The organism is Kitasatospora terrestris (assembly GCF_039542905.1).
In the GTDB taxonomy this organism is placed as follows: Bacteria; Actinomycetota; Actinomycetes; order Streptomycetales; family Streptomycetaceae; genus Kitasatospora; species Kitasatospora terrestris.
The window spans coordinates 6,655,792-6,682,300 of the sequence record NZ_BAABIS010000001.1; the positions used below are offsets into that span (position 1 = coordinate 6,655,792).

Annotated in this window: 23 protein-coding genes; 13 read left to right on the forward strand and 10 right to left on the reverse strand. The window is 74.7% G+C overall.

The window, feature by feature from the left end; genetic code table 11:
* Complete coding sequence (locus tag ABEB06_RS30510; protein WP_345700131.1) at positions 1 to 339, reverse strand: ArsR/SmtB family transcription factor; 339 nt, start codon at positions 337 to 339, stop codon at positions 1 to 3.
* A 27-nt stretch (positions 340 to 366) separates the two neighbouring features.
* Entirely contained in the window at positions 367 to 741 is a 375-nt protein-coding gene (locus ABEB06_RS30515) for a hypothetical protein (RefSeq protein ID WP_345700132.1), read from the reverse strand.
* 264 nt (positions 742 to 1,005) lie between these two features.
* On the opposite strand from ABEB06_RS30515, the gene ABEB06_RS30520 reads away from it, so the two are divergent.
* A complete protein-coding gene (locus tag ABEB06_RS30520) occupies positions 1,006 to 3,915 on the forward strand; it encodes a DEAD/DEAH box helicase (protein ID WP_425559720.1) in 2,910 nt (969 codons plus the stop codon).
* A 27-nt stretch (positions 3,916 to 3,942) separates the two neighbouring features.
* Here the strand turns inward: ABEB06_RS30520 and ABEB06_RS30525 are convergent, their stop codons facing one another.
* Positions 3,943 to 4,263, reverse strand: coding sequence for a DMT family transporter (locus tag ABEB06_RS30525; RefSeq protein WP_345700134.1), 321 nt, complete (start codon positions 4,261 to 4,263; stop codon positions 3,943 to 3,945).
* A gap of 3 nt (positions 4,264 to 4,266) precedes the next feature.
* Entirely contained in the window at positions 4,267 to 4,932 is a 666-nt protein-coding gene (locus ABEB06_RS30530; protein ID WP_345700135.1) for an FMN-dependent NADH-azoreductase, read from the reverse strand.
* Between the two features lie 112 nt (positions 4,933 to 5,044).
* On the opposite strand from ABEB06_RS30530, the gene ABEB06_RS30535 reads away from it, so the two are divergent.
* The 4 genes from ABEB06_RS30535 to ABEB06_RS30550 all read left to right on the forward strand — a co-directional run bounded on the left by ABEB06_RS30535 (position 5,045) and on the right by ABEB06_RS30550 (position 6,995).
* Positions 5,045 to 5,659, forward strand: a complete 615-nt coding sequence (locus ABEB06_RS30535; protein WP_345700136.1) for a TetR/AcrR family transcriptional regulator — start codon at positions 5,045 to 5,047, stop codon at positions 5,657 to 5,659.
* 99 nt (positions 5,660 to 5,758) lie between these two features.
* Positions 5,759 to 6,223: an SRPBCC domain-containing protein gene (locus ABEB06_RS30540; protein WP_345700137.1), complete on the forward strand. Its 465-nt coding sequence runs from the start codon at positions 5,759 to 5,761 to the stop codon at positions 6,221 to 6,223.
* A complete protein-coding gene (locus ABEB06_RS30545; RefSeq protein ID WP_345700138.1) occupies positions 6,220 to 6,555 on the forward strand; it encodes an ArsR/SmtB family transcription factor in 336 nt (111 codons plus the stop codon). Before ABEB06_RS30540 ends, ABEB06_RS30545 begins: the two co-directional genes overlap by 4 nt.
* Before the next feature lie 2 nt (positions 6,556 to 6,557).
* Positions 6,558 to 6,995: an SRPBCC family protein gene (locus ABEB06_RS30550; RefSeq protein WP_345700139.1), complete on the forward strand. Its 438-nt coding sequence runs from the start codon at positions 6,558 to 6,560 to the stop codon at positions 6,993 to 6,995.
* A gap of 375 nt (positions 6,996 to 7,370) precedes the next feature.
* Here the strand turns inward: ABEB06_RS30550 and ABEB06_RS30555 are convergent, their stop codons facing one another.
* The 5 genes from ABEB06_RS30555 to ABEB06_RS30575 all read right to left on the reverse strand — a co-directional run bounded on the left by ABEB06_RS30555 (position 7,371) and on the right by ABEB06_RS30575 (position 13,972).
* Positions 7,371 to 8,255 carry a PfkB family carbohydrate kinase gene (locus ABEB06_RS30555; RefSeq protein ID WP_345700140.1) on the reverse strand — a complete coding sequence of 295 codons (885 nt, stop codon included), beginning with the start codon at positions 8,253 to 8,255 and terminating at the stop codon, positions 7,371 to 7,373.
* Complete coding sequence (locus ABEB06_RS30560; protein ID WP_345700141.1) at positions 8,252 to 11,062, reverse strand: FAD-binding and (Fe-S)-binding domain-containing protein; 2,811 nt, start codon at positions 11,060 to 11,062, stop codon at positions 8,252 to 8,254. Before ABEB06_RS30560 ends, ABEB06_RS30555 begins: the two co-directional genes overlap by 4 nt.
* Before the next feature lie 10 nt (positions 11,063 to 11,072).
* The gene (locus ABEB06_RS30565; RefSeq protein ID WP_345700142.1) at positions 11,073 to 12,074 is read right to left on the reverse strand and encodes a phosphoribosylaminoimidazolesuccinocarboxamide synthase; all 1,002 of its coding nucleotides are present in this window, start codon (positions 12,072 to 12,074) and stop codon (positions 11,073 to 11,075) included.
* 41 nt (positions 12,075 to 12,115) lie between these two features.
* Positions 12,116 to 12,673, reverse strand: coding sequence for an NADPH-dependent FMN reductase (gene ssuE / locus ABEB06_RS30570; protein WP_345700143.1), 558 nt, complete (start codon positions 12,671 to 12,673; stop codon positions 12,116 to 12,118).
* 72 nt (positions 12,674 to 12,745) lie between these two features.
* Complete coding sequence (locus tag ABEB06_RS30575; protein ID WP_345700144.1) at positions 12,746 to 13,972, reverse strand: Rieske 2Fe-2S domain-containing protein; 1,227 nt, start codon at positions 13,970 to 13,972, stop codon at positions 12,746 to 12,748.
* Between the two features lie 348 nt (positions 13,973 to 14,320).
* On the opposite strand from ABEB06_RS30575, the gene ABEB06_RS30580 reads away from it, so the two are divergent.
* The 6 genes from ABEB06_RS30580 (at position 14,321) to ABEB06_RS30605 (ending at position 21,483) form a co-directional block, all read left to right on the forward strand.
* Positions 14,321 to 15,346 (forward strand): beta-ribofuranosylaminobenzene 5'-phosphate synthase family protein, encoded by a 1,026-nt coding sequence (locus ABEB06_RS30580; protein WP_345700145.1) that lies wholly within the window; start codon positions 14,321 to 14,323, stop codon positions 15,344 to 15,346.
* A gap of 34 nt (positions 15,347 to 15,380) precedes the next feature.
* A complete protein-coding gene (gene purB, locus ABEB06_RS30585; RefSeq protein ID WP_345700146.1) occupies positions 15,381 to 16,805 on the forward strand; it encodes an adenylosuccinate lyase in 1,425 nt (474 codons plus the stop codon).
* Positions 16,806 to 16,852: 47 nt separating this feature from the next.
* Positions 16,853 to 18,469, forward strand: coding sequence for an FAD-dependent oxidoreductase (locus ABEB06_RS30590; RefSeq protein ID WP_345700147.1), 1,617 nt, complete (start codon positions 16,853 to 16,855; stop codon positions 18,467 to 18,469).
* Positions 18,466 to 19,602 (forward strand): NAD(P)/FAD-dependent oxidoreductase, encoded by a 1,137-nt coding sequence (locus tag ABEB06_RS30595; RefSeq protein ID WP_345700148.1) that lies wholly within the window; start codon positions 18,466 to 18,468, stop codon positions 19,600 to 19,602. The genes ABEB06_RS30590 and ABEB06_RS30595 overlap by 4 nt, the downstream gene beginning before the upstream one ends.
* 23 nt (positions 19,603 to 19,625) lie before the next feature.
* Entirely contained in the window at positions 19,626 to 20,795 is a 1,170-nt protein-coding gene (locus tag ABEB06_RS30600) for an amidohydrolase family protein (RefSeq protein ID WP_345700149.1), read from the forward strand.
* A gap of 124 nt (positions 20,796 to 20,919) precedes the next feature.
* Complete coding sequence (locus tag ABEB06_RS30605) at positions 20,920 to 21,483, forward strand: NUDIX hydrolase (RefSeq protein WP_345700150.1); 564 nt, start codon at positions 20,920 to 20,922, stop codon at positions 21,481 to 21,483.
* A gap of 25 nt (positions 21,484 to 21,508) precedes the next feature.
* Here ABEB06_RS30605 and ABEB06_RS30610 read toward each other — a convergent pair whose 3' ends face one another.
* A complete protein-coding gene (locus ABEB06_RS30610; RefSeq protein WP_345700151.1) occupies positions 21,509 to 23,446 on the reverse strand; it encodes an alpha/beta hydrolase family protein in 1,938 nt (645 codons plus the stop codon).
* A gap of 617 nt (positions 23,447 to 24,063) precedes the next feature.
* On the opposite strand from ABEB06_RS30610, the gene ABEB06_RS30615 reads away from it, so the two are divergent.
* Together ABEB06_RS30615 and ABEB06_RS30620 are read left to right on the forward strand one after the other, a co-directional pair.
* Complete coding sequence (locus tag ABEB06_RS30615; RefSeq protein ID WP_345702042.1) at positions 24,064 to 25,296, forward strand: ATP-grasp domain-containing protein; 1,233 nt, start codon at positions 24,064 to 24,066, stop codon at positions 25,294 to 25,296.
* A gap of 32 nt (positions 25,297 to 25,328) precedes the next feature.
* Entirely contained in the window at positions 25,329 to 26,483 is a 1,155-nt protein-coding gene (locus ABEB06_RS30620; RefSeq protein WP_345700152.1) for a saccharopine dehydrogenase family protein, read from the forward strand.
* Positions 26,484 to 26,509: the final 26 nt, after the last annotated feature.

A 26,509-nucleotide genomic window follows, 5' to 3' on the forward strand; every position in this document is an offset into this window, starting at 1 on the left:
TCACCCGCTGGCGCCGCCCGCGCGCAGCTCGGCCAACAGGATGTTCTGGTCCGTCAGCAGCTCGGTGAGGATCCGGCGGGCGGTGCGCAGCAGCTCCGCCACGTCGGCGCCGGCCAGCTCGTAGACCACGCTGGAGCCCTCCCTGGTGGCGGTCACCAGCCCGGCCCGGCGCAGCACCGCGAGCTGCTGGGACAGGCTGGAGGGCTCGATGTCCAGATCGGCCAGCAGCTCCCGGACCGGGGTCGGCCCGGCCTGCAGCAGCTCCAGCACCCGGATCCGCACCGGATGCCCCAGCATCCGGAAGAACTCGGCCTTGGCCTGGTACAGCGGTTTGGGCATCGACGCCCCCTCCCTCCGGACCCCCGGTCAGATCTCCAGCGTCGACTCGATCCGCTTCAGCTGGTGCCGGGCCATCGCCAGGTTGGACCGGGTGCGGTTGAGCGCCAGGTACAGGAACAGCCCGCGACCGGTCTTCGTGGTCAGGGGTCGGATCAGGTGGTACTGGCTGGTCAGGCTGATCAGGATGTCCTCGATGTCGTTGTCCTGGAGATTCAGCATCTCCATGGTGCGCATCTTGGCACGGACCAGGTCCGTGTTGGCGGCCGCTGCGACATTGAGGTCGATTTCGGCACCGTCACCCAGGGTGCCGAGCGCCATGCCGCTGTTGTAGTCGACCAGGGCCACCCCCATGGCCCCCTCGATGTTCATCGCTTCCTTCAGCGAGGTCTCCAGATTCGCCATCGTGATCCTCCAGTTCGTGGCGTGCTCGGTGGTCCGACTGTAGGAACCGTTCGGTCCTGACATGACTGTTGATCAGAAGAGTCCGAATTCGATCGACTCTTGATCTGGGCTGACGTTATGTCGACTGAATGAAGACATTTGCAACTCAGGATGTGAGCAGTTCGCAAGTTGCATGATCACCGGGAGCAGTGGTCCGACCGCGCCGCGTGGCCCCCGGAAAACGGTGTCATTGATGTCAGTGCAGCCGGGTAACCTCAGGCTGAGATGCACGATCAACCACACCGAACCCAGCAGCTGCGCCCCGTCGCACGGGAAGACCAGGTGACACCAGTGGACACCCCCCTGCCCGAGCAGCAGCTGAGCCCCTCCGAGGCGTACGCGGCCGCGCGCGAGCGCGCCAAGGAGCAGGCCACCGCGCTGCACGGCTTCCAGCAGCTGTACGACTTCCCGCTCGACCCCTTCCAGATCGAGGCCTGCCGGGCCCTGGAGGCCGGCGAGGGCGTCCTGGTCGCCGCGCCCACCGGCTCCGGCAAGACCATCGTCGGCGAGTTCGCCGTCCACCTCGCCCTGGCGAGCGGCCGCAAGTGCTTCTACACCACGCCGATCAAGGCGCTCTCCAACCAGAAGTTCGGCGACCTGGTCAAGCGGTACGGCGCCGCCAAGGTCGGCCTGCTCACCGGCGACAACAGCGTCAACGGCGACGCCCCGGTGGTCGTGATGACCACCGAGGTGCTGCGCAACATGCTGTACGCGGGCTCCTCCGCCCTGGACGGCCTCGGCTACGTGGTGATGGACGAGGTCCACTACCTCGCCGACCGCTTCCGCGGCGCCGTCTGGGAGGAGGTCATCATCCACCTGCCCGAGTCGGTGGTGCTGGCCTCGCTGTCGGCCACCGTCTCCAACGCCGAGGAGTTCGGCGACTGGCTGGACACGGTGCGCGGCGGCACCCGGGTGATCGTCTCCGAGCACCGCCCGGTCCCGCTGTGGCAGCACGTGATGGCCGGCAACCGGATGTACGACCTGTTCGCCAACCCGGACCGCGACGGCCGCCCCAGGAACGCCCCGCGCAACCCCGCCAAGGCGGTCAACCCCGAGCTGGTCCGGCTCGCCCGCTCCGAGATGGACCGCGGCGGGCGGGACCGCTTCGCCAAGGGCCGCGGCCGCTCGATGCCGGCCGGCCGCCCCGGCCGGGTCTGGACGCCGGGCCGGATCGACGTGATCGAGCGGCTCGACGCCGAGGGCCTGCTCCCGGCGATCACCTTCATCTTCAGCCGGGCCGGCTGCGAGGCCGCCGTCCAGCAGTGCCTCTCCTCCGGCCTGCGCCTCAACCGGGACGCCGAGCGCGCCCAGGTCCGGCAGATCGTCGAGGAGCGCTGCGCCGACATCCCCGACCAGGACCTGCACGTCCTCGGCTACTACGAGTGGCTGGACGGGCTGGAGCGGGGCATCGCCGCCCACCACGCCGGCATGCTGCCCCGGTTCAAGGAGGTCGTCGAGGAGCTCTTCGTCAAGGGCCTGGTCAAGGCGGTCTTCGCCACCGAGACCCTGGCGCTCGGCATCAACATGCCCGCCCGCTCGGTGGTCATGGAGAAGCTGGTCAAGTGGAACGGCGAGACCCACGCCGACATCACCCCCGGCGAGTACACCCAGCTCACCGGCCGGGCCGGCCGCCGCGGCATCGACGTCGAGGGCCACGCCGTGGTGCTCTGGCAGCGCGGCCTCGACCCGGAGGCGCTGGCCGGCCTGGCCGGCACCCGCACCTACCCGCTGAAGTCCTCCTTCCGCCCCTCGTACAACATGGCGGTCAACCTGGTCGGCCAGTTCGGCCGGCACCGCTCGCGGGAGCTGCTGGAGACCTCCTTCGCGCAGTTCCAGGCCGACCGCTCGGTGGTCGGCATCGCCCGCCAGGTGCAGCGCAACGAGGAGGGCCTGGAGGGCTACCGCGAGTCGATGACCTGCCACCTCGGCGACTTCGAGGAGTACATGGCGCTGCGCCGGCGGCTCAAGGAGCGGGAGAACGAGCTCGCCCGCGAGGGCAGCAGCCAGCGCCGCTCGGCCGCCGTCGAGTCGATCGAGCAGCTCAAGCCGGGCGACATCATCCACGTCCCGACCGGCAAGTTCGCCGGCCTCGCGCTGGTCCTCGACCCGGGCCTGCCGCCGGTCTCCCGCAACGGCCGCGGCGCGAGCCGCCACCCCGACTACCAGGACGGGCCGCGCCCGGTGGTGCTCACCGCCGAGCGCCAGGTCAAGCGCCTCGCGATGATCGACTTCCCGCACCCGGTGGCGCCGGTCGACCGGATGCGGATCCCCAAGTCCTTCAACCCGCGCAGCCCGCAGTCCCGCCGCGACCTCGCCTCGGCGCTGCGCACCAAGGCCGGCCACACCGAGCCCGAGCGCTACCGCCGCGGCCGGGCGGCCGCCGCCGACGACCCCGAGATCGCCCGGCTGCGCGCCACCCTGCGGCAGCACCCCTGCCACGGCTGCGACGAGCGGGAGGACCACGCCCGCTGGTCCGAGCGCTACCACCGCCTGCACCGGGACACCGAGCTCCTGGAGCGGCGGATGCGCTCGCGCACCCACACCATCGCCCGGACCTTCGACCGGGTCTGCGGCCTGCTCACCGACCTCGGCTACCTCACCGGCGACACCGTCACCGCGGACGGCAAGCGCCTGGGCCGGCTCTACGGCGAGCTCGACCTGCTCGCCTCCGAGTGCATCCGCGAGGGCGTCTGGCGGGGCCTGGCCGCCGCCGAGCTCGCCGCCTGCGCCTCGGCGCTGGTGTACGAGGCCCGGCAGTCCGACGACGCGCTCGCCCCGCGGGTGCCCGAGGGCAACGCCAAGACCGCGCTCGGCCACATGGTCCGGATCTGGGGCCACCTGGACGCGCTGGAGGAGCAGCACAAGATCTCCACCGCCGAGGGCGTCGGCCAGCGCGAGCCCGACCTGGGCTTCGCCTGGGCCGCGTACCGCTGGGCGCTCGGCCACGAGCTGGACCAGGTGCTGCGCGACGCCGACATGCCGGCCGGCGACTTCGTCCGGTGGACGAAGCAGCTGATCGACGTGCTCGGCCAGATCCAGGACGCGGCCGGCGAGGACGCCGAGCTGCGCTCCACCGCCCGCAAGGCAGTCGACGGCCTGCGCCGCGGCATCATCGCCTACTCCTCGGTCGGCTGATCCGACCTCACCGTCCGCCCGGCCGGGTCACCCCGACTCGCCCAGGCGGACGGTGACCAGGCCGGCGGTGATCAGCGCGAGGCCGACGGCGCGCAGCGGGGTGAGCGCCTCGCCCCGCAGCAGGGCCCCGACCAGGACGGCGCCGACCGTGCCGATGCCGGTGAAGACCGCGTACGCGGTGCCCACCGGCAGGTCGCGGACCGCGCGGGCGAGCAGGAAGACCGCGCCCAGCATCAGCGCGAAGCAGAGCACGGTCTGCGGGAGGCGGGTGAAGCCGTCGGTCGGGCGGATGCTCTGCGCCCAGGCGACCTCGACCGCGCCCGCCGCCAGCAGCCAGATCCACGCCACGGTTCACCCCTCCCGGCCGGCCGCGGCCAGCTCGCGGGCCAGCGCGTCGGCCTGCTCCAGCGCCCGGGCGGCCGAGTCCCGGTGCTGCGGCAGCCGGGCCGCCAGCGCCGGGTCGACCGTCGCGTTGACCAGTTCGGCGCCGATCAGCCGGCCGTCCTCGACCGCGTAGTGGCCGCGGAAGAAGTCCAGCAGGTAGCGGCCCTGGTGGTCGAACGGCTCCCGGGGCGTCCCCGGACCGTACGCGCCGCCGCGGGCCGAGAGCACCACGAAGCGGCGCGGGGCCAGCACCATCTTCGGGAAGGTCACCTGGTCGATCCACGCCTTGAGCGCGGCCGGGACGCCGAAGTTGTACATCGGAGCGCCGATCAGCACCACGTCGGCGGCGGTCAGCTCGGCCAGCAGCGGTGCGACCACCGCCCACGCCCGCCGCTGCTCGGGGCCGCGCACCGCCTCCGGGTACCGGGCGATCTCGGTGATGCCCTCCCGGAGCAGGGTGTCGCAGATGCCGGTCCAACCGGCGCCGATCGGCGGCACCGGCTCGGCGGCGAGGTCGCGGTGGACCACCGCGCCGCCGCCGGCCTCCCGCCAGGCGCGGACGAACGCCGCGCCGAGACGGCGGGTGACGGAGTCGGTGCGTGCGCTGCTGTTCAGGTGCAGAAGCCGTGGCATGGCGGACCCCCAGGAAGTCGACGACGAACAAGCGGACACGGTGTCCGGTTGTCTCCTCCCGCACCCTACGAGCAAGTGGACGCGGTGTCCACTTGTCTCTAGGCTGTCCACCGTGACCGAACTCCCCCCGCTGCCCCGGATCGACGAGGGCCGTCCGCGCGAGCGCGCCGACGCCGCCCGCAACCGGGCCCGGGTGCTCGCCGCCGCCGAGCGGCTCTTCGTCGAGGGCGACCCGGCCGCCGTCACCATGGACGACATCGCCAAGGCCGCCGGCATCGGCCGCGGCACGCTCTACCGGCGCTACCCGGACCGGGCGTCGATCGCCCGGGCGCTCCTCGACGAGCACGAGCGGGCGCTCCAGGAGCGGGTGATCGCCGGCCCGCCGCCGCTCGGCCCCGGCCCGGCGGGCGGGCCGCACCCCGCACCCGGGGAGCGGCTGGCCGCGTTCTACGCCGCGATGGCCGGCCTGCTGGAGACCCACGTCCACCTGGTGCTGGGTGCGGAGACCGGCGAGGCGCGCTACCGGACCGGCGCCTACGGCTTCTGGCGGCTGCACGTCGCCCACCTGGCCCGGCAGGCCGGCCTGCCCGACCCCGCGGCCGCCGCCGACCACCTGCTGGCCCCGCTCGCCCCCGAACTCTTCCGCCACCAGCGCCAGGGCGGCCTGTCGCTGGAGCGGATCGTCGCGGCGCTGGAGGGGCTCGGGCGCCGCGCGCTGGCGGACTGACGCGCCCGCGCCCGTTGACTCGCAACCAACGGTTGCGCATCGCGGGGGTCCGGCCTACAGTGATGTGCAACCAAAGGTTGCTCATCCCTGGAGGCTCCGATGGAGTACGGCAGCATCGAGCGGGAGATCCACATCGACGCCGCCCCCGAGGTGGTCTACGAGGTCGTCAGCGCGCCCGAGCACCTGCGCGAGTGGTGGCCCGACGAGGCCGACCTCGAACCCGTCCCCGGCGCCACCGGTGTGATCACCTTCGGCGACCCGGCCTCGCCCGGCGCCACGGTGGCCCCGATCACCGTGGTCGAGGCCGACCCGCCCCGGCGGTTCGCCTTCCGCTGGGTGTACGAGGACGGCGAGAGCGCCGCCCCCGACAACTCGCTGCTGGTCACCTTCGACCTGGTCCCCTCCGGCGCCGGCACCCTGCTGCGCTTCAGCGAGGCCGGCTTCCGGGAGAAGGGCTGGGAGGCCGCCGTCCTGGAGGAGGCCTACCTGGACCACGCCCGCGGCTGGGACCACTTCCTGCCCCGCCTGGCCGCCTACGCGCCCCGAGCGGCGGCGAAGCCGTGACCGCCGTCGACGACGAGCTCTGGTCCGCAGTCGGCGACCCGATCCGCCGCCGGATGCTCGACCTGCTGCTCACCGGGGGCGGCGGCACCGCCACCACCCTCAGCGACCACCTGCCGGTCACCCGCCAGGCCGTCGCCAAGCACCTCGGCGTCCTCGACCGCGCAGGCCTGGTGCACGGCACCGCCCTGGGCCGCGAACGCCGCTACGAGGTCGACCGCGCCCAGCTCGCCCGGGCCGTCGCCCAACTCACCGCGGTCGGCGCCGCATGGGACGCCCGACTGCACCGCATCAAGCGGATCGCCGAGGCGATCCAGCAGGCCCGGGAGGAATGACCATGGACATCGTGCACCGCATCGGCGCCACCGCACCGATCGAGAAGGTCTACGCCGCCCTCACCACCGTGGACGGCCTGGCCGCCTGGTGGACCGAGGACACCGACGGCGACGCCGCGCCCGGCGGCCTGCTCCGCTTCCGCTTCCCGCCCGGCGGCTTCGACATGAAGGTGCTGGAGACCGAGCCCTCCCGCCGGGTGCTCTGGGAGGTCGTCGACGGCCCCGAGGAGTGGATCGGTACCCGGGTCTCCTTCGACCTCAGGACCGAGGGCGAGTGGACGATCCTGCTCTTCCGCCACGAGGGCTGGCGCGAGCAGGTGGAGTTCATGTCCCACTGCAGCACCAAGTGGGCCAGCTACCTGCTGAGCCTCAAGAAGCTCGTCGAGACCGGCGCGGGCGAGCCCTCCCCGAACGACGTCCGGATCTCCGACTGGCACTGACGCCCCCCGGGGCGCCCCGGGCATCCAGCGGGGACTCCCGGGACCTCGACCGCGGTCGTCTCCTGCGCGGTGAACAACGGCCCGCGGCCCGTGGCACCGGCGACCGGGTCGCCGCGATCACCGCCCTCGGCCACCGCCCCGACCGGGTCGCCCGGGCGATGGCCGGGGCCGCGGTCGAACTGGTGCTGGGCTCCGGGCCCCGGACGGGCGGCTCGCGCAGCGACCGGCTGCGCCGGTTCCCCTCCCGGCTGGTCGTCCGCCGCTCCTGCGGCTGCGGCCCGGTCCGGGGGCCGGGTCCGGGGCCGCCGGGCCGGCCGAGGACGCGGCCCGGATCCGAGCACCTCGGCGGAGCGCCTGGCCCCGGCCAAGCCCCCGTCAGGCCCCGGTGCGCAGGGCGGCGTAGCCGGGGGTGCCGAGGTAGGCGGCGGTGAGGGCGGTCGCCCGGGGGAGGGCCTGGTCCCAGGGGGTCCGCAGCAGCCGGGCGGAGAGCAGGCAGGCGAAGAGGATGTCGCCGGCGCCGACCGTGAGCGGCCGGCCGGGGACGGGGTGCGCGGGCTGGTGGAGCGGGGTGCTGCCGTCCTCGGGGACGAGGAGCGCCCCCTGCTCGCCCAGGGTGACGAGGGTGTGGCCGCCGGGGGCGACCAGCTTGCGGGCGGCGGTGGCGACGGCGTCGTGGTCGGCCAGTTCGGTGCCAGCCCAGTTCGAGAGCTCGCGGGCGTTGAGGGAGACGAAGCCGGCGTGCCGGCTCCCGGGGACCAGCTTGTGGACCTCGGTGGGGTCGGCGGACAGCAGCCAGAACGGTATCCCGCGGTCGTGGGCGGCGTCGGCCAGCCAGGCCAGGGTGGCGGGGTGGCCGTCGGTGCCGGCGACGACGACCGAGGCGCGGTCGAGGAGGTCGGGGCGGGTGGCCAGCAGCGCGGGGGCGAGCAGGTCCAGCGCCTCCTGGCCGGTGAAGTGCTTGTCGGCGACCGAGCCGTCGACGAGTTCGGCCTCGAAGACGGGCAGTGGGGTGTCGACCGGGAGCGGACACCAGTCGACCCGGTGGTCGGCGAGGTGGGCGGCGACGGCCGGGGCGAGGTCGCCGGTGTAGGTGGCGGTGACGAAGACCGGGTCGGCGCCGCGGGCGGCCATCGCGCAGGCGACGTTGTGGATGACGCCGCCCCAGGCCAGGGTCACCGGCGGGCGGGCGCGGCCGAGCGGGCCCTCGTGCAGGTGGTCGAGGGTGACGGTTCCCACGAGCAGGGGGCGCTTGGCGGTCATCGGCGGTCCAGGAGTTCGGCGAGGTGGAGGCTCTCGCGGTGGGCGAGCTGGGCGAGTTGGGTGCGGCAGGAGAAGCCGTCGGCGAGCAGGGTGGCGTCCGGCCCGGCGGCCCGGACGGCCGGGAGCAGGGACGTTTCGGCGACCCGGACGCTGGTCTCGTAGTGGCCGCGTTCGGCGCCGAAGCTGCCCGCCAGGCCGCAGCAGCCGGCGACCGCGTCGACGGTGCTGCCCGCGCGGGTGAGCAGCTCGCGGTCGGCGGACCAGCCCAGGACCGCCCGGTGGTGGCAGTGCGGCTGGGCGACCACGCGGGTGCCGTGGAGCGGGGGCGGCGACCAGCCGGGGGTGGCGGTGAGCAGCTCGGCGAGGGTCCGGGTGGCCCCGGCGACGGCGGCCACTTCGGCCGTGGCGCCGAGCAGTTCGGCCGCGTCACCGCGCAGGACGGCGGTGCAGGAGGGCTCCAGGCCGACGATCGGCAGACCGGCCTCGGCGTGCGGGGCCAGGGCGGCGACGGTGCGGCGCAGGGTGCGCCGGGCCGAGTCCAGCTGCCCGGTGGTGATGGTGGTGAGGCCGCAGCACAGCCGCCGGTCCGGCAGGACGACCCGGTAGCCGGCCCGTTCGAGGACCCGGACGGCGGACCGGCCGACCTGCGGGCCGAAGTGGTCGGTGAAGGTGTCGACCCAGAGCAGGACCGGCTCGCCGGCGGGCGCCGGCCCCGGGCGGCCGGCGAACCACTGGCGGAAGGTCTGCGGGGCGAGGCGCGGCAGCTCGCGCCGCCGGTCCAGGCCGGCGGCGGCCCGCCCGAGGCCGCCGAGCGGGCCGGACAGGACCCGGTTGGCGAGGCCGGGGGCGAGCGAGGCGAGGCGGGCCCAGACGGGCAGCAGTCCGAGGGCGTAGTGCGAGGCCGGCCGCAGCCGGCGCCGGTAGCGCTGGTACAGGTACTCGGCCTTGTACGCGGCCATGTCGACGCCGCTCGGGCAGTCGGCGGAGCAGCCCTTGCAGGCCAGGCACAGGTCGAGGGCCTCGGCGACCTCCGGGGCCTGCCAGCCCCTGACCAGCGTGCCGTTGGCCAGCTCCTGGAGGACGCGGGCCCGGCCCCGGGTGGAGTCCTTCTCGTCGCGGGTGGCGAGGTAGCTCGGGCACATCACGGTGTCCGGGGCGGGGGTGCTCGCGCGGCACTTGCCGACGCCGGTGCAGCGGTGGACGGCCCGGGTGAGGTCGCCGCCGTCGCGGTGGTGGGCGAGCGCGAGTCCGGTGCGCAGCGGCCGGGCGGCGGGCAGCCGCAGGTCGGCGTCCAGCGGTGCGGGGTCGACCAGGACGCCCGGGTTGAGCAGGCCGTCCGGGTCGAAGACGGCCTTGACGGCGCCGAACGCGGCCAGCGCGGCGGGAGAGTACATGGCGGGCAGGAGTTCGCCGCGGGCCCGGCCGTCGCCGTGCTCGCCGGACATCGAGCCGCCGTGCCGGGCGACCAGGCGGGCCGCCTCCTCCAGGAACGCGCGGAACACGGCCGGCCCGCCGGGGCGCTCCAGCGGGAAGTCCACGCGGACGTGCACGCAGCCGTCGCCGAAGTGGCCGAACGGCACGCCGGTGAGCCCGTGCGCGGCCAGCAGGTCCTCGAACTCGCGCAGGTAGGCGCCGAGCCGGGCGGGCGGCACGGCGGCGTCCTCCCAGCCGGGGTGGGCGCGTGCGGTCCGGGCGACCAGGCCCGCGCCGTCCTCGCGGATCCGCCAGAGGGCGGCGGCCTCCGCCGGGTCGGTGATCAGGCGGGAGTCCTCGGCGCCGGCCGCGGCGATCACGCGGCCGGCCGCGTCCCGTGCCGCGGCCGGGGTCTCTCCGGCCACCTCGACCAGCAACCATCCGGCTCCGCGCGGGAGTTCGGGCAGTGCGGCCTTGCCGCGCAGGCCGCCGACCACGTCCACGATGCGCCGGTCCAGGCCCTCGACGGCGACGGGCGAGCAGGGCAGCAGCTGCGGGGCGTCGTCGGCGGCGCTCGCCATGTCGCGGTAGCCCAGGACGGCGAGCGCGGTGGCCGCGGGGACGGCGGTGAGTCGGAGGCGCGCCCCGAGCAGCACGCCCAGCGTGCCCTCGGTGCCGGCCAGCGCGGCCGGGACGTCGAAGCCCCGTTCCGGCAGCAGGTGTTCGAGGGAGTAGCCGGACACCTGCCGCCCGAAGCGGCCGAGTTCGGTGCGGATGACGGCCAGCCGCTCGCCCACCACGCGGGCGAGGGCGGCGAGGGCGGGGGAGCCGGACGGGTCCGCGCCCCGGCGCGCGGTGAGGCGTTCGCCGGTGCCGGCGACCAGGTCGAGTTCGACGAGGTTGTCGGCGGTGCGTCCGTACCCGAGGGCGCGGGAGCCGCACGCGTTGTTGCCGATCATGCCGCCGATCGTGCAGCGGCTGTGGGTGGACGGGTCGGGGCCGAAGCGCAACCCGTGGGCGGCGGCGGCCCGTTGCAGGTCGTCCAGGACGACGCCCGGGTCCACCAGCGCGGTCCGCTCGTCCGGGTCGACCCGGTGGATCCGGTTCAGGTGGCGCGAGAAGTCCAGGACGACGCCGGGACCGATCGCGTTCCCGGCGATCGAGGTGCCCGCGCCGCGTGCCGTCAGCGGGATGCCGAGGTCACGGCAGACGGCCAGCGCCGCCGCCGCGTCGTCGGCCGACCGCGGGAAGGCGACCGCGGCCGGGACGACCCGGTACAGCGAGGCGTCGCTGGAGTACTCCGCCCGGCGCCGCACCGAGACGTCCGCCTCGACCCCGGCGCGGCGCAGCGCCCGTGCCACCGCACCGGGACTGATCCCGTCACCGACCCCCATGTCCGCCGACCTATTCGTCCGCTGCCCCGACCAGACCGATGCGGTCCAACAACCGCGGTGCGGGCAGGGCGGCGTGGAACTCCTTGACCGCCAGGGTCAGCCGCTCCTCGGGCAGCGGCGTGTCCGCCCGGCCGCCGAGCCACAGCGCGGTGAGGGCCCGGTACACCTCGGCGGTGGCCGCCACCAGCCGCTCGCCCAGCGGCTCAGGCCGCTGCCACTGGCTGCGGGGCGTGCCGAGCCGCACCAACTCCTGCACCTGGCCGCGGAGTTCCGGGTGAAGCAGGCGCAGGAGCTCCTTGCAGACCGGGGTGCCGCGGAAGTAGAAGCGGTTCTCGTCCGGGGTGCCGACGTGGTCGATCAGCAGCGGTTGCCGGTGCTCGTCGAAGCCGTACTCGGCCTTGCCGTCCGCGAGGCGCAGCCCCACCCGGTCGGCGTGCGCGGTCAGCACCCCGGCGACGGTCCGGGTCAGCTCGGCGATCCCGGCCAGGGCGCCGGGGGTGACGCGGCCGACCAGGGCCGCCTCCTCGGCGGTGACGAAGCGGTCGGTCTCCTCGAACTTGGTGGTGAACTCCACCATGGTGGACGCCAGCCAGGGCGCGCCGTCCGCCGCGTACGGGGGCACCAGCGCCGGGTCCAGGGTGCCCGCGGCGGTGCGGCGGTGGACCGAGGACTCGCGCGGGAGCGCGTTGCGGTACACCACCTGCAGCGGGATCATCCCGGCCGGGCCGGTCGGGCCGTACCGGCCGAGGAAGTCGATCTCCAGCAGCCGGATCCGCAGCGCGTTCTCCGCCACCTGCTCCACGAAGTGGGTCGGGATGCCGGCCGCCGCCAGCAGGCCGAAGGAGTGGACGGCCATGGTGGCGGAAGCGGTGCCCTTCCCGGGGATCTCGTCGGGCATGACGCCGAAGTCGTAGACCGAGTAGCGGTCGGTGAAGGTCAGGATGCCGTCGCCGGGCCGGCCGTCGGCCGGCGGGCGGAGGATTTCCAAGTCCTTGGTGGACCAGCGCTTCACGGATGCTCCAACTGGTAGGTGCAGGGCGGAGGCGGAGGGGCTCAGGCGGAGGCCGCGGACAGGACCGGGCGGCCGCCGAGCGCGAGCGAGAACCGGTCGGTCACCTGGGCCAGCGGACCGGCGGCCCGCTCGGGGAGGGCCACCGTGCCGTCCTCGCGCACGGAGATCTCGCGGTCGAGGACGAACCAGCCCGGGGTGATCTGCGCCGGGGCCATCGAGGAGAGCACCGGGCGCAGCGCGTAGTCGAGCGCCAGGACGTGCGCGGTGCTGCCCCCGGTGGCCAGGGGCAGCACCACCTTGCCGGCCAGGGCGTACTGCGGCAGCAGGTCGAGCAGGCACTTCAGCAGACCGGAGTAGGCCGCCTTGTAGACGGGGGTGCCGACCACGACACCGTCGGCCGCCGCGAGGAGCTCGGCCGCCGCCGCGATCGCCGGATGCAGGGGGTCGGCGCCGAGCAGCGCCTCGGCGGGCAGCGAGCGGACCTCCAGCGCGGTCACCCGGTGACCGTGGGCGGTGAGCCTGGTGCCCAGGTGGCGCAGCAGCGCGGTGGTGCGGGACGTCGCGGAGGGACTGCCCGAGACGGACAGCACATGGGCCATGACGGGTTCCTCGGATGAGTGGCTGAGCGGCTGAGTGGCTGGTGACCGGGCCGGCGGTCGGGCGCGGAAGGGCTACGACACCAGGCCGCGCCAGTCCGTGCCGTCCGGGACGACCATGTTGGCGGAGCGCACCTTGCCGTAGTCGGCGTCGGGGCCGAGCCCCGGCGCGGTGCCGCCGGCCTCGTGCGTCTCCAGCGCGTCGAGCAGGTAGCGCCGGGCGCGGACGATGCCGCGGTCGCTCTTGCCCGGGTTCTCGATGGTCCGGTCGACGATCGGCCCCATGCTCTCCTGGACGGCCACGTCCTGCAGGACCAGGCCGCGGATGCCGGAGAAGCTGCGGCCCGCGGCCATCGCGTCGCGGTCCTGCCCCCAGTTGTTCTCGCGGGTGTAGCCCTTGCGGATGTCGTCGGGGTCGATCCGGTCGAGGTCGAGGCCGAACTGCTCGGCGAAGTAGGACGGGTCGACGGGCTTCTCGTCGTTCCACCACAGGTACCACATGATGGTGCGGTGGTCGTCGATGGGCACCCACGCGTGCCAGAGCCGGTCGCCGGTGGGGAGTTCGGGCACCACGGTGTACCAGGGCATCGCGAAGGGCTTGATCCGGACCAGCGACTCCCCGGAGGACAGCGAGCGGATCGCGGCGTAGCGCAGCCCGTACGGCTGCTCGTCGATCTCGTCGCGCGGCGCGGTGTCGTCGAGCAGGTCGCGCAGCGGGCCGTTGCGGGCCTCGGTCTCGTGCAGCAGGGAGACGTGCGCCGAGTCGATGTCGGCCTCGACGCCCTGCAGCCAGTTGCAGTCCACCAGCGCGACGGTGGCGAAGACCTGCTCGGCGGGGAGCTTGGTGAACGGGAACTCCGGGAAGGGCCCGGGCTCCCGGCCGGTGCCGCCGAGCCAGACCCAGACGATCCCGCCGGCCTCCACCACCGGGTGGTGCCTCAGCTTCACCCTGGAGGCGAACCGGCCGCCGTCCTCCGGCTCCGACGGGGTTTCGAGGACCCGACCGGAGACGTCGAACTTCCAGCCGTGGTAGATGCAGCGCAGCGCGCAGTCCTCGTTCCGGGCCAGCGCGAGCGAGGCGCCGCGGTGCGGGCAGGCCTCGTCGAAGCAGCCGATCCGGCCGTCCGCGCCGCGGAACAGGACGTACTTCTCGCCCAGCAGCTCCACCGTGAGCGGCGCGCCGCCCGGCTCGGCCAGGCGCTCCGCGCGCATCACCGGAAGCCAGTACTCGCGGAGCAGCCGGCCCATGGGCGTGCCCGGTCCGACCCGGGTCAGGGATTCGTTGACCTTCCGCGTTGCCACTGCGGGCCTCCGTCTCGATGGGTCGCGATGCGCCGATCGCGATGACCGGTTTCCACTCCTGAGACGATTCGGCCGCCGCGGATGTGACACCCCACGTCACCGGTGGTGGTGAAGCGGCGTTCGGCATACGGTGATTGACGGTCCGTCCGGGAACGGTCCAAGATTGAACCGCCGCGAGCCCCGGCGCCGACCGCCGGGTGCTCCGCAGAGCCGCGACGAGACGCCCGGCCGTCGGCCGGCGGTGCGCCCGTTCGGGCCGTCGTCCCGGAACACCCCCCCGTCACCCGAGTTCCGCGTGCGACCGGCCATGCCCGCGACCGCGCTCGACGACCAACCGGAGGGCTCACCATGGCACTCGACCCAACCGGCCGGGGCCGCGCCGTGCACGTGTCGGCCCCGGCCCGGCTGAGCTTCACCCTGATCAGCCTCGACGCCTCCTCGCAGCGCCGCAACGGCATCGCCGCGATGGCCGTCGACCGGCCGGGCCTGAGCGCCGAGGTCCGGGAGGCGACGGACGGGATCGTCACCGTGACCGGCACCGCGGAGGAGACCGCCCGCGAGGTGTCCGCCGCGCTGGAGACCCTGCGCAAGCTCTGGGACGGGCCGCCCGCCCGGGTGGACGTCCTGGAGGCACTGCCCCAGCACAGCGGGTTCGGCTCCAAGACCAGCACGCTGGTGGCCGTCGGAGCCGCCTACGGCCGGCTGTGCGGGGTCGAGCCCGACCTGCGGGAACTGGCCCGGACCCTCGGCCGCGGCCGGACCTCCGGCGCCAGCACCGGGCTGGCCGAGCACGGCGGCTTCCTGGTCGACGGCGGGCACGTCAACCCGCCGGACTTCGCCGACGAGCCGCGCAAGTACCTGCGGCCGAGCCGCTTCGCGCAGCAGGAGGCGCCGCCCCGGCCGGTGGTGCGGCTGGACTTCCCCGACTGGCCGGTCCTGGTGCTGCTGACGCACGGGCGGCACCTGGGCGGGCAGCAGGAGCTGGACTGGTTCCACTCCGTCACGCCGATCCCCGCCGAGGAGTCCTGGCGCACCTCGCACCTGGTGTTCATGGGGCTCGCCCCGGCCGTCCTGGAGCAGGACTTCGACGCGTTCTGCGCGGCCGTCAACGAGATCACCTTCACCGGCCACTTCAAGCAGGCGCAGATCGCCTTCCAGGGCGAGGCGGTCGCGGGCGTCCTGGCGGCCGGCCGGGCCGCGCCCTCCGTCGACGCGATCGCGCTCAGCGTCACCGGCCCCGCCTGCTTCGCCTTCACCCGGCGCCCGCAGGCCGCCGAACGCTGGGCCTGGGACCTCAAGCGCCGGGGCGCGATCCGTGACTTCTGGTTCACCCGGGCCAACAACCACGGCCTCGCCACCACTGCCGTCTCCTGACCCACGCCACCCCACCGAATCGGAGAACAGGGCCATGAAGACCGAGATCCCCGACGTGCTGGCCGCGCGCTACGCCTCGCCCGAGCTGGTCGCGCTCTGGTCGCCGGAGCACAAGATCCTCCTCGAGCGCCGGCTCTGGCTGGCCGTGCTGACCGCCCAGCGCGACCTCGGCATCGCCGTGCCGGAGGGCGTGGTGGCCGACTACGAGAAGGTCGTCGACCGGATCGACCAGGCCTCCATCGAGGCCCGCGAGCGGATCACCCGGCACGACGTGAAGGCCCGGATCGAGGAGTTCAACGCCCTGGCCGGGCACGAGCACATCCACAAGGGGATGACCTCCCGGGACCTCACCGAGAACGTCGAGCAGCTCCAGGTCCGGGACAGCCTGGTGCTGGTGCACGGACGCTGCGTCGCGCTGCTCTCCCGGCTCGGCCGGCTCGCCGCCGAGCACACCGGGCTGGTCATGGTCGGCCGCTCGCACAACGTCGCCGCCCAGGCCACCACCCTGGGCAAGCGCTTCGCGACGGTGGCCGACGAGGTGCTGGTCGCCGTGCAGCGCCTGGACGAGCTGATCGCGCGCTACCCGATGCGCGGCATCAAGGGCCCGATGGGCACCGCCCAGGACATGCTCGACCTGCTGGGCGGCGACGCGGCCCGGCTGGCCGAGCTGGAGGACCGGGTCGCCGCCCACCTCGGGTTCGCCCACCGGCTCACCAGCGTCGGCCAGGTCTACCCGCGCTCGCTCGACCACGAGGTGCTGAGCCTGCTGGTGCAGCTCGCCGCCGGACCCTCCTCGCTCGCCAAGTCGATCCGGCTGATGGCCGGGGACGAGCTGGTCACCGAGGGCTTCGCCGAGGGGCAGGTCGGCTCCTCGGCCATGCCCCACAAGATGAACTCCCGCTCGTGCGAGCGGATCAACGGCCTGATGATCGTGCTGCGAGGATTCGCCTCGATGGCGGCCGAGCTCTCCGGCGACCAGTGGAACGAGGGCGACGTCTCCTGCTCCGTGGTCCGCCGGGTCGCCCTCCCGGACGCGTTCTTCGCGCTCGACGGCCTGCTGGAGACGATGCTCACCGTCCTGGACGAGTTCGGCGTCTTCCCGACCGTGGTCGGCGCCGAGCTGGAGCGCTACCTGCCGTTCCTGGGCAGCACCAAGATCCTGATGGCGGCGGTGCGCGCGGGCGTCGGCCGGGAGACCGCGCACGAGATCATCAAGGAGCACGCCGTCGGCGCGGCCCTGGCCATGCGGTCGGACGGCGGGGACAACCTGATGCTGGAGCGGCTCGCCGCCGACGAGAGGCTGCCGTTCGACCGGGCCGGACTGGACGCCCTGCTGGCCGACCGGATCGGCTTCACCGGCGCCGCCACCGACCAGGTCGCGACCCTGGTCGGACGGATCGAGGAGCTCGCCGCCCGCCACCCGGAGAGCTCCGGCTACCGCCCCGCCCCGCTGCTCTGAGCCGCTCCCGCTCCAGGACCCGACCGACTTCGAGGGATTGGACTCCCGTGCGACAGGTTGAAACCGACTCTTTGGTGATCGGCTCCGGCGGCGCCGGGCTGCTGGCGGCCTGCCGGGCCGCCGACGCCGGGCACCGGGTGCTCGTCCTCGAACGCGCCCCGGAGCTGGGCGGCACCACCGCCGTGTCCGGCGGCATGGTCTGGGTGCCCGACAGCTCGGTCATGCGCGAGCACGGCATGCCCGACTCCGCCGAGGACGCGCTGCGCTACCTCGAACTCGTCACCGAGGGCGAGACCGACCGCGAACGGCTGGAGCAGTACGTCGGGACGGCCCGCGAGATGGTCGACTACCTGCACGCCGAGACGCCCGTCCGGCTCTTCCCGATCGACCGGCCCGACTACCACTCCGACTGGCCCGGCGCCCGGGACGTCGGCCGCACCCTGGACAACGTGCCGTTCCCGACCGCCGACCGGCCCGGCCTGGTGGACCGGATCCGGCGCGGCAGCCACTTCGACGCCGTCACCTACGACGAGCGGCACCGCTGGCAGATCCCCGGACGCTACGACCACGCCCTGGTCGCCCGCCGCCGGGCCGAGGGCGTGCTCACCGTCGGCGCCGCGCTGGCGGCCGCCCTGGTGGCCGCCTGCGACGACCGCGGGGTCGCCTTCGAGACCGGCGTCCGGGCCCGCGAACTGCTGCGGGAGGACGGCCGGGTGGTCGGCGTCCGGGCCGACACCGCCGACGGCCCGGCGGAGTACCGGGCGCGCGCCGGCGTGGTGCTCGCCACCGGCGGCTTCGAGTGGAACGAGCGGCTCAAGCGGGCCCACCTCGGGATCCCCGGCACCCGCCCGGTCAGCCCGCCCTGGAACCACGGCGACGGCCTGCTGATGGCGACGGAGGCCGGCGCGGCGCTCGACGGCATGTCGCAGGCCTGGTGGGTGCCGGCGGTGTCCGGCCGGGGCGAGGAGTACGACGGCGCGCCGCTGACCCGGCACCTGGTCGGCGAGCGCTGCCTGCCCGGCTCGATCATGGTCAACCGGCAGGGCCGGCGCTTCGTCAACGAGGCCGTCAACTACAACGACGTCACCAAGGCCTTCCTGGCCTTCGACCCGACCCGGCACGAACGCCCCAACCTGCCCGCCTGGCTGGTCTTCGACGAGGGCTTCCGCCGGCGGTACCCGATCGCCGGCGAGCAGCCCGGCGCCGCCGCGCCCGGCTGGTACACCAGCGCCGGCACGCCCGCCGAACTGGCCCGGTCGATCGGCGTGGACGAGCAGGGCCTCACCGAGACCCTGGCCGCGTTCAACCCGGACGCCGCCCGGGGCGTCGACACCGCCTTCGGCCGCGGGACCACCAGCCACGACCGGTACTACGGCGACCCGCTGCACGGGCCCAACCCCTGCCTGGGGCCGCTGGTCGAACCGCCGTTCCACGCCGTCCGGGTCGAACCGGGCATGCTCGGCACCAAGGGCGGCCTGGTGACCGACGGGCGCGGCCGGGTGCTGCGCCACGACGACAGCCCGATCCCCGGGCTGTACGCCTGCGGGAACGTCGCCGCGACCGTGATGGGCCCCGGCTACCCCGGGTCCGGGGGCACCCTCGGCCCGGCCCTGGTCGGCGGCTACCTCTGCGGGACGGCCATCGGCAAGGAGGAGCAGCGGTGACCCGGATCGTCGTCGTCGGAGCCGGTTCGATCGGCAGCTGCGTCGCGCTGCGCCTGGCGCGCCGGGGCGCCGACGTGGTGCTGGTCGACGCCCGGGAGCCCGCCGAGGGGCTCTCCGCGCACGGCTTCGGCTGGGTGAACGCCGTCGACAACGGCTCCGACCCCTACTACCGGCTCTCCGCGGAGAGCCTGCGGGCCCACGAGCGGCTGGCCGCCGAGACCGCGGACGGCGCGCCGTGGTTCTTCCGGCACGGCAACCTGCACTGGGCGGACAGCGCCGAGGGCGCCCGGCGGCTGGCCGCCGTCGCCGACGGGTACCGCGCCAAGGGGTACCCGGTCGAGGAGGTCGACGCCGAACGGGCCCGGCGCGACCTGCAGCCCGGACTCGCGCTCGACCGGCTGCACGGGCCGCTGGTGCACTACCCGGCGGACGCCCACGTGGTGGCCGACCGGTTCGTGGCGGCGGTCCAGGAGCACGGCCGGCGGGCCGGCGTCCGGCTGCGGATCGGGAGCGCCGTCACCGGGCTGCTCGGCGGGCAGCCCGGCGGACGGGTGCGCGGCGTCGAACTCGCCTCCGGGGAGCGGATCGAGGCGGACGCCGTGGTGAGCTGCGCCGGGCGCGGGACCAGGGCCCTGCTCGGCCGGGCGGGCGCCGACGTGCCGCTGGTGGAGCCGGGGGACGGCTCCGGGGTGACGGTCGTGGGGCTGCTGGTGCGGACCACGCCGCTGCCCGTCCGGGTGGACCGGGTGCTGCACGCGCCCCACCTGAGCATCCGGCCGCACAGCGGCGGCCGGGTGGTGCTGCACTGCCACGACGTGGACGAGGAGCTGACGCACGCGCGGCAGGGCCCCGCCGCCGCCGAGCGGGTGCTGGCCCGGCTGGCCGAGGTGCTGCCCGGGACGGCCGGGGCCGGCGTCGCGGTGGAGGACGCGTACGTCGGGGTCCGCCCGATGCCGGTCGACGGGATGAGCGTGGTCGGGCCGGTGCCCGGTGTCGAGTCGCTGTACGTGGTGGTGACGCACAGCGGGCTCACCCTGGCGCCGGTGCTCGGGGAGATCGTCGCGCAGGAGCTGCTGGACGGACCGTCGCCGCTGGCGGCGGCGTTCCGCCCCGAGCGGTTCGCGGCGGTGTGACGGTGCGGACGGAGGAACCGAACGTGGGAACGCTGGCGGTCACCGGGGCCGGACGCCTGCTCTCCGGCGACCTCGCCGCACCGGTGGTCGACGGCGCGGACACCGTCGTGTGCACCGGCGGCCGGATCACCGCGGTCGGCCGCGCCGCCGACCTGGCCGGCGAACTCGCCGCCGCCGAAAGGGTCCTGGACGCGGCCGGGGCGACGGTGGCCCCGGGGCTGATCGACTCGCACGGGCACGTCACCTTCGGCGACTACTCGCCCCGGCAGAAGGCCGTGGACTACCTGGAGGGGTACGTGCACGGCGGCATCACCCGGACGATCTCGGCCGGGGAGGTGCACGTCCCCGGGCGGCCGCGCGACCGGGACGGCGTCAAGGCGCTGGCGGTCGCGGCGCGGGCCTCGTTCGACAACTTCCGCCCCGGCGGGATGCGGGTGCACGCGGGCAACGTCCTGCTCGAACCCGTGCTCGACGAGGCCGACTTCGACGACCTGGCGCGCTGCGGGGTGTGGCTGGCCAAGTTCGGGTTCGGCGCCTACGAGAAGGCGGCGGACGGCGTCGAGCAGATCCGCTGGGCCCGGGAGCGCGGCCTGGTGGTGATGTGCCACGCCGGAGGTGCCAGCGCCGCCGGGTCGGCCTCGCTGACCGCGGACGACCTGCTGGCCCTCGCGCCGAACGTCTGCGGGCACGCCAACGGCGGCCCGACGGCGCTGCCCGACCACGACGTGGACCGGCTGCTGGCGGAGAGCCGGATGGCCCTGCAGGTCGTCCAGGCGGGCAATCTGCGGGCCGGACTGCGGATCGTCCGGCGGGCCGTGGAGGAGGACGCGCTGGACCGGATCGTGCTCGGCTCGGACACGCCGTCCGGGTTCGGGGTGATGCCGCTGGCGGTGCTGAAGACGGTGGTGGAGCTGTCGGCCCTCTCCCCGGTGGACCCGGCCCGGGTGTGGGCGCTGGCCACCGGCAACGTCGCGGACGTGTGGGGGCTGCCCGCCGGCCGGCTGCGGGTGGGCGAGGAGGCCGACCTGCTGGTCCTCGACGCCCCGCGCGGCTCGGCGGCCGGCACCGCGCTGGAGGCGCTGGCGATCGGGGACGTGCCCGGGATCTCGGCGGTCGTGACCGCCGGTGAACTGCGGTTCCTGGCCAGCCGCAACACCCCGCGGGCCGCCCGCCCGGCGGTCCTGGTCCGCTGACCGGCCGGGCCCGTCGTCGATCACCGGGTAAGGTGGAACCGCCCTGTCCGGGAACCGACGACGGGCCCGACGGCCGTGCGGAACAAGCCCGGTGAGCTGGCCCGACGGAACGAGGAGTGCTGATATGACGAGCGGGACGCAGACCCCCGGCCTGGCCGAACTGCTCGGCCGGTACCGGCCGCAGGGCCCGGTGGAGACCGCGGACCACGAGCGCCTGCTCGGCCTGGTCGGCGCGTCCGACGCCTGGGACCGCTCGACCCCGCTGCACTTCACGGCCTCCGCGCTGATCGTCCACCCGAAGACCAAGCGGGTGCTGCTGCGCTGGCACGTCAAGCAGCAGGCCTGGCTCCAGGTCGGCGGGCACGGCGACCCGGGCGAGACGCTGCCGCTGGACATCGCGCTGCGCGAGGGCCGGGAGGAGACCCACCTGACCGACCTGGTGCCCTGGCCGGACGCGTCGCTGGTGCACGTCACCGTGGTGCCGGTGCCCGACTCCCCCCGCGAGCCCGCGCACGAGCACGCCGACCTCCGGTTCCTGCTGGCCACCGAGTCGCCCCAGGACGCGCGGCCGGAGAACCCCGAGTCGCCGCTGGAGTGGCTGACCCTGGCCGAGGCCCGGGAGCGCACCACCGAGGAGAACTTCCGGGAGACCCTGGACCGCGCGGGCCGGCTGCTGGACGCGGTCTGACCCGCGCCCCGCACACCGTTCGCCGTCAGGCCGGATCGAATCCCAGGGTCCGCCCGTAGAGGGCGAGTTCGGCCTCCAGGCAGCGCACCACGGTGTCGCTCCGGCGGAAGCCGTGCCGCTCGCCGGCGAAGAGCAGGTAGCCGTGCGGGACGCCCGTCCCGCGCAGCCGCTCCACCAGGCGCTCGGCCTGGGCGGGCGGGCAGATCGGGTCCAGTTCGCCCTGGAGCAGCACGATCGGCACGGACAGCGCCTCCGCCCGGTTCAGCGGGGAGCGCTCCTCGTAGCGGGCGCGCTGCTGCGGCCAGGGGCCGATCAGGGCGTCCGCGTACCGGGCCTCGAAGTCGTGGGTGCCGCCGGCCCGCCAGGCGACCGGGTCGAGCACCGGGAAGTAGAGGCACGCCGCCCGGTACAGCCCGGGCTCGGCGATCGCCGACAGGAGGGCCGTCCAGCCGCCCGCGCTGCCGCCGCGGATCGCGATCCGGTCCGGGTCGGCCAGCCCCTCGGCGACCAGGGCCCGGGCGACCGTCGCGCAGTCCTCGACGTCCACCACGCCCCAGCCGCCCCGCAGCCGCTCCCGGTAGGCCCGGCCGAAGCCGCTGGAGCCGCCGTACTGGACGTCCACCACGCCGATGCCCCGGCTGGTGAAGTACGTGATCTCCTGGTTGCGCACCGGCTGGCTGCGGCTGTTGGGGCCGCCGTGGACGAAGACCAGGTACGGGGGCAGCTCGCCGGGAGGGCCGGTGACCTCCGGGTGGTGCGGCGGGTGCAGGTAGGCGTGCACGGTGGCGTCAGGCCCGTGGAAGGCGCGCACGACCGGGGCGGACGCGTACTCCTCGTGGGCCCGGTGCGGGGCCCGGACCACCGTGGTCGAGCCGTCGGCGGGATCGATCAGCACGACGCCGCGGCGGTGCTCCGGCCCGGCCACCACGGCGGCGATCCGGCGGCCGTCGGTGGCGACCGAGGACCACTCGGTGTACGGGAGGCCGAGGTCGGTGAGCCGGCCGTCCGGGGTGAGCAGGCCGAGTCGGCGCCGACCCGTGCCGTGCACGGTGGCGAGGGACCCGTCGCGCAGCGGCAGGCACCAGCGCAGGCCGATCCGCCACAGCGCCTCGCCGAACTCCTCCTCGGCGGGGCGCAGGTTGCGGACGGCGCCGTCGGGGCCGATCTCGTGGACGTTCCACCAGCCGTCCGGGTCCCCGACGGCGTGGAGCCGGCCGGAGCCGTCGGCCGCCCAGTCGGCCTGGACCACGGACTCGCGGTCGCCGCCCATCAGCCGGACCGGTTCGCCGACGGCACCGTCCGGGTCGATCGCGGCGGCCATCAGCTCGGTGCCGTCCCAGGGCATGTTCGGGTGGTCCCAGCCGATCCAGCAGACCCGGGTGCCGTCGGGCGAGATCCGAGGGCCCGTCAGGAAGTGGTGGCTGCTGACGAGTTCGCGGACCCTGCCGGGGTCGTCGGCGGCGCCGCCGTCCAGCGGCAGGGCCACCAGGTGGCGCTCGACCCGGGTGCCGGCCTCGTCCAGGACCCGCTCGCGCAGGCACCAGACCTCGCCGCCGCGGACGGCGAAGTCGCAGTAGCGCAGCTGGACGCCGGCCGGTGCGGCCGGGCTCAGCGGCACGGGGTCGCGCCCCGGGCTCCACCGGTAGGCCCGCTGGTCGCCCCGGTGGCTGAAGACCAGGCCGTCCCCGGCCCGGTCGGAGAGCGCGGCCCACGGCCGGCCGCCGTACTCGATGACGCCGCTGCGGACGTCCCAGCCGGGCGGCAGCAGTTGGGCGGGTCCGCCGTCCGGGCCCTGCCGCATCAGGGCGTTGCGCCCGCCGTCCTCGGGCAGTGCCTCGGTCCAGCAGGGGTCGGCCCCCAGGAAGCCGACCCATTCGACGAGGGCCCCGCCGCGCGCCGCCTCGGCGGGGGTGACGGGGGAGGGCCAGGTGCCGTACGGGGCGGTCCGGGCGCGGTCGGACATGCGTTCTCCTCGGCGGTCGTGGGGCCGGGCGGGTCGCGGGAAGCGCGGGCGCGCGGGGTCGTGGAGGTGCGGGCGCGCGGGGTCGACCCGCCCGCGGTGCGGGCGGGTGGACGGGTGGGAGCGGATCGGGGGGTGCCGGCGGGCCCGGGGTGTCGGACGTCGGGGCCGGACCCCGCCCGCGTGGTCATCCTGCCACGGGCCGGGTGCTCGTGGCGGCTGTCCGGAAGGCGTCGTCCGAGCACGGAGGATTTCGGCCACGCCGCCAAGGGCGGCCGGGCGACCGAGTGTTGACGGTTGAACAGCAGGTTCCCCGGGGGCCCGGACATGACGAAGTGCGCCCGGAGGTGACCTGAAGTGACCGGTTGACATGTCCTTGAGGGCAAATCATGCTGGTGATGAGCCAGGGGGCAGCGGTACTGACGGTGCCCCTGTCATTGGGAGAGTCACCGCTGTCAGGCGCGGGTCGTGGTCTCCGTCCTTTCTCCGTGTGCGTTCATGCCGCGGGAGTTTCTCGTACACGTGATTGACGGCCGCTCGGGCGGTAATGGATCTGCACGGCCATTCATCCGACAAGGCAACACTGGAGGAGTCCTGTGGCGAAGCGCCATGTGCTTTTCGTGAACCTGCGGAGGATTCAGCGGGAGGGCCTGGAATCCCTCCTCGCGGCCCGCCGTCTCGGTTATGGTGTGGTGCTCCTCGGACGATCCATCCCGGAGTTCGCGAGGCCCCTCGTGGACGAATTCCACCAGGTCGACACCTATGACCGGGAGGCCTCGCTGGCGGCCGCCCGGGAGCTCGCCGGGCGGTACGACCTGGCCGGCGTCGCCAACTTCACCGAGGTCGACGTGCAGCTCGTCGCGGCGATCGCGGCCGACCTCGGCCTGCGCGGCATGTCCGCGAGCGCCGCGCTGCGGGCCCGCAACAAGTACGCGATGAAGGAGGCGCTGCGCCACCTCGGCGACGTGCTGCCGCGCTTCGCCCGGGTCACCGGCCTGGACGAGCTGCGCAAGGCGCTGGAGGAGGTCGGGCTGCCCGCGGTGGTGAAGCCGACCGGCGCCTCCGGGTCCAAGGGCATCTTCGAGCTGCGCGCGCCGGAGGACCTGGAGCCGGCCATGGAGCGGCTGGCGGAGATCGCCCGGCCGGACTTCGACCCGGTGTTCCAGCAGTTCGGCGCGGAGTTCATCGTCGAGGAGTACCTGGAGGGCGACGAGCTCAGCGTCGAGGGCTTCGTCGCGGGCGGCGAGGTGCACGTCGTCACCGTGACCGACAAGGCCACCAGCGTCCCGTACCACCTGGAGCTGTCGCACAAGGTGCCCAGCGCGCTGCCCGCCGACGCCTGGGCCGAGATCACCGCCACCACCAAGGACATCGTGGCGGGCCTGGGCTTCGACCACTGCGCCTTCCACCTGGAGGCCAAGTGGGGCGGGCAGGGGCTGAGGTTCATCGAGATCGCCGCCCGGCCGGCCGGCGACTACATCGGCTCGCACCTGGTGCCGCTGGCCACCGGTGTCGACTACTTCGAGAACGTCGTCCGGGTCGCCACCGGCGACCCGCTGCGGCTGGAGCACGACCGGGAGCTCAACGCGGGCCTCGCGTTCGTGCTCGCCGAGCGCGCCGGGCGGTTCGAGGAGGTCGGCGGGCTGGCCGGGATCTGCGAGCAGGCGGGCTTCGACCACGTCTTCGTCGAGGTCCCGGCCGGCACCGAGGTGGCGCTGCCGCCGCAGAACTTCGGGCAGCAGCGGGTGGCCGCGGTGATCGCCCGGCACGTCGAGCGGGCCGGGCTGGACGCCCTGCTCGGACGGGTGTCCGCCGAGGCGGTCGCCCGGGTGACCGCGACCGACGGCGAGTAGCGGGTGACCACCCGACGGCGGGGAGGCCGCTCGTGAAGGCGGCCCTGGTGGGCTGCGGGCAGATGGGCCGGGCCGCCGCCTACGCACTGGCCACCGCCCCCGGCACCACCGGGCTGACGGTGTGCGACCGGGACCGCGGGCGGGCCGCCGGGCTGGCCGACTGGCTGGCCGGCTCCGGTGGCTGCCCGGTCCGGGTGGTGGAGGACCCGGCGGCCGCCGTCGCCGGGGCGGACGTCCTCGCCACGGCCCTGCCGTGGGCGGCCACCCGGGCGGTGATCCGGACCGTGGTGCGCACCGACCCGGCGGTGCCGGTGGCCGGCATCACCCGGCCGCCGACCGAGGAACTGCCCGACCTGGACGCCTGGTTCCTGGCCGCCGGCGTCACCGTCCTGCTGCCGCTCGGCCTCGAACCGGGCCTGACCGAACTGCTCGCCGTGCACCTCGCGGAGCGCCTGGACACCGTCGAGTCGCTGGAGATCTGCTGCGGCGGCGTGCCCGAGCAGCCGCGCGACCCGCTCGGCTACACCGCGTTCTTCGGCGGGGAGAACGAGCACCACCTGCCGATCGCCCAGCGCGAGGCCCTGGCGCTGAGCGGCGGACGGCGGGTGCGGCACGCCCGCTTCTCCGGCGTGGAGACCCGCGAGGTGGAGGGCGTCGGCCTGCTGGAGGCCTACCACGACGGGATGGCCCCCTGGCTGGGCGAGCACCCGCTCCTGCGCGGCGCGGACTGCACCCAGAAGACCCTGCGCTGGCCGGGTTTCGCCCGGACGGTGACCGACCTGGCCAGGCTCGGCCTGCTGGCCGAGGACGAGGTCGAGGTCGACGGCGTCCGGGTCCCACCCAAGCGCGTCGTCGAGCGGGTGCTGGCCCCGCAGGTCAGGGCCCGGGCCGGCGACCGCGACCTGGTGGTACTGGAGGTGACCGCGCACGGCCGCCTGGGCGGCCGGCCGGTGAGCCTGCGCAGCACCGTGCTCGACTCCGCCGACGAGGCGACCGGCCTGTCCGCGATGGCCCGCACCACGGGCTTCGCGCTGGCCGAGGCGGCCCGGTTGCTCGCCGACCGGGACGTCACCGGGCCCGGCTGGCGAAAGCCGCACCGCGCCCTGTCCGCAGCACATTTCGAACAGCTGATGGGATCACTGACCGCTCGCGGAGTGACCTGGGTACCGGCCCACGAGATCAGCTGACAATCGCCCACGTGGCAACGGGAGAG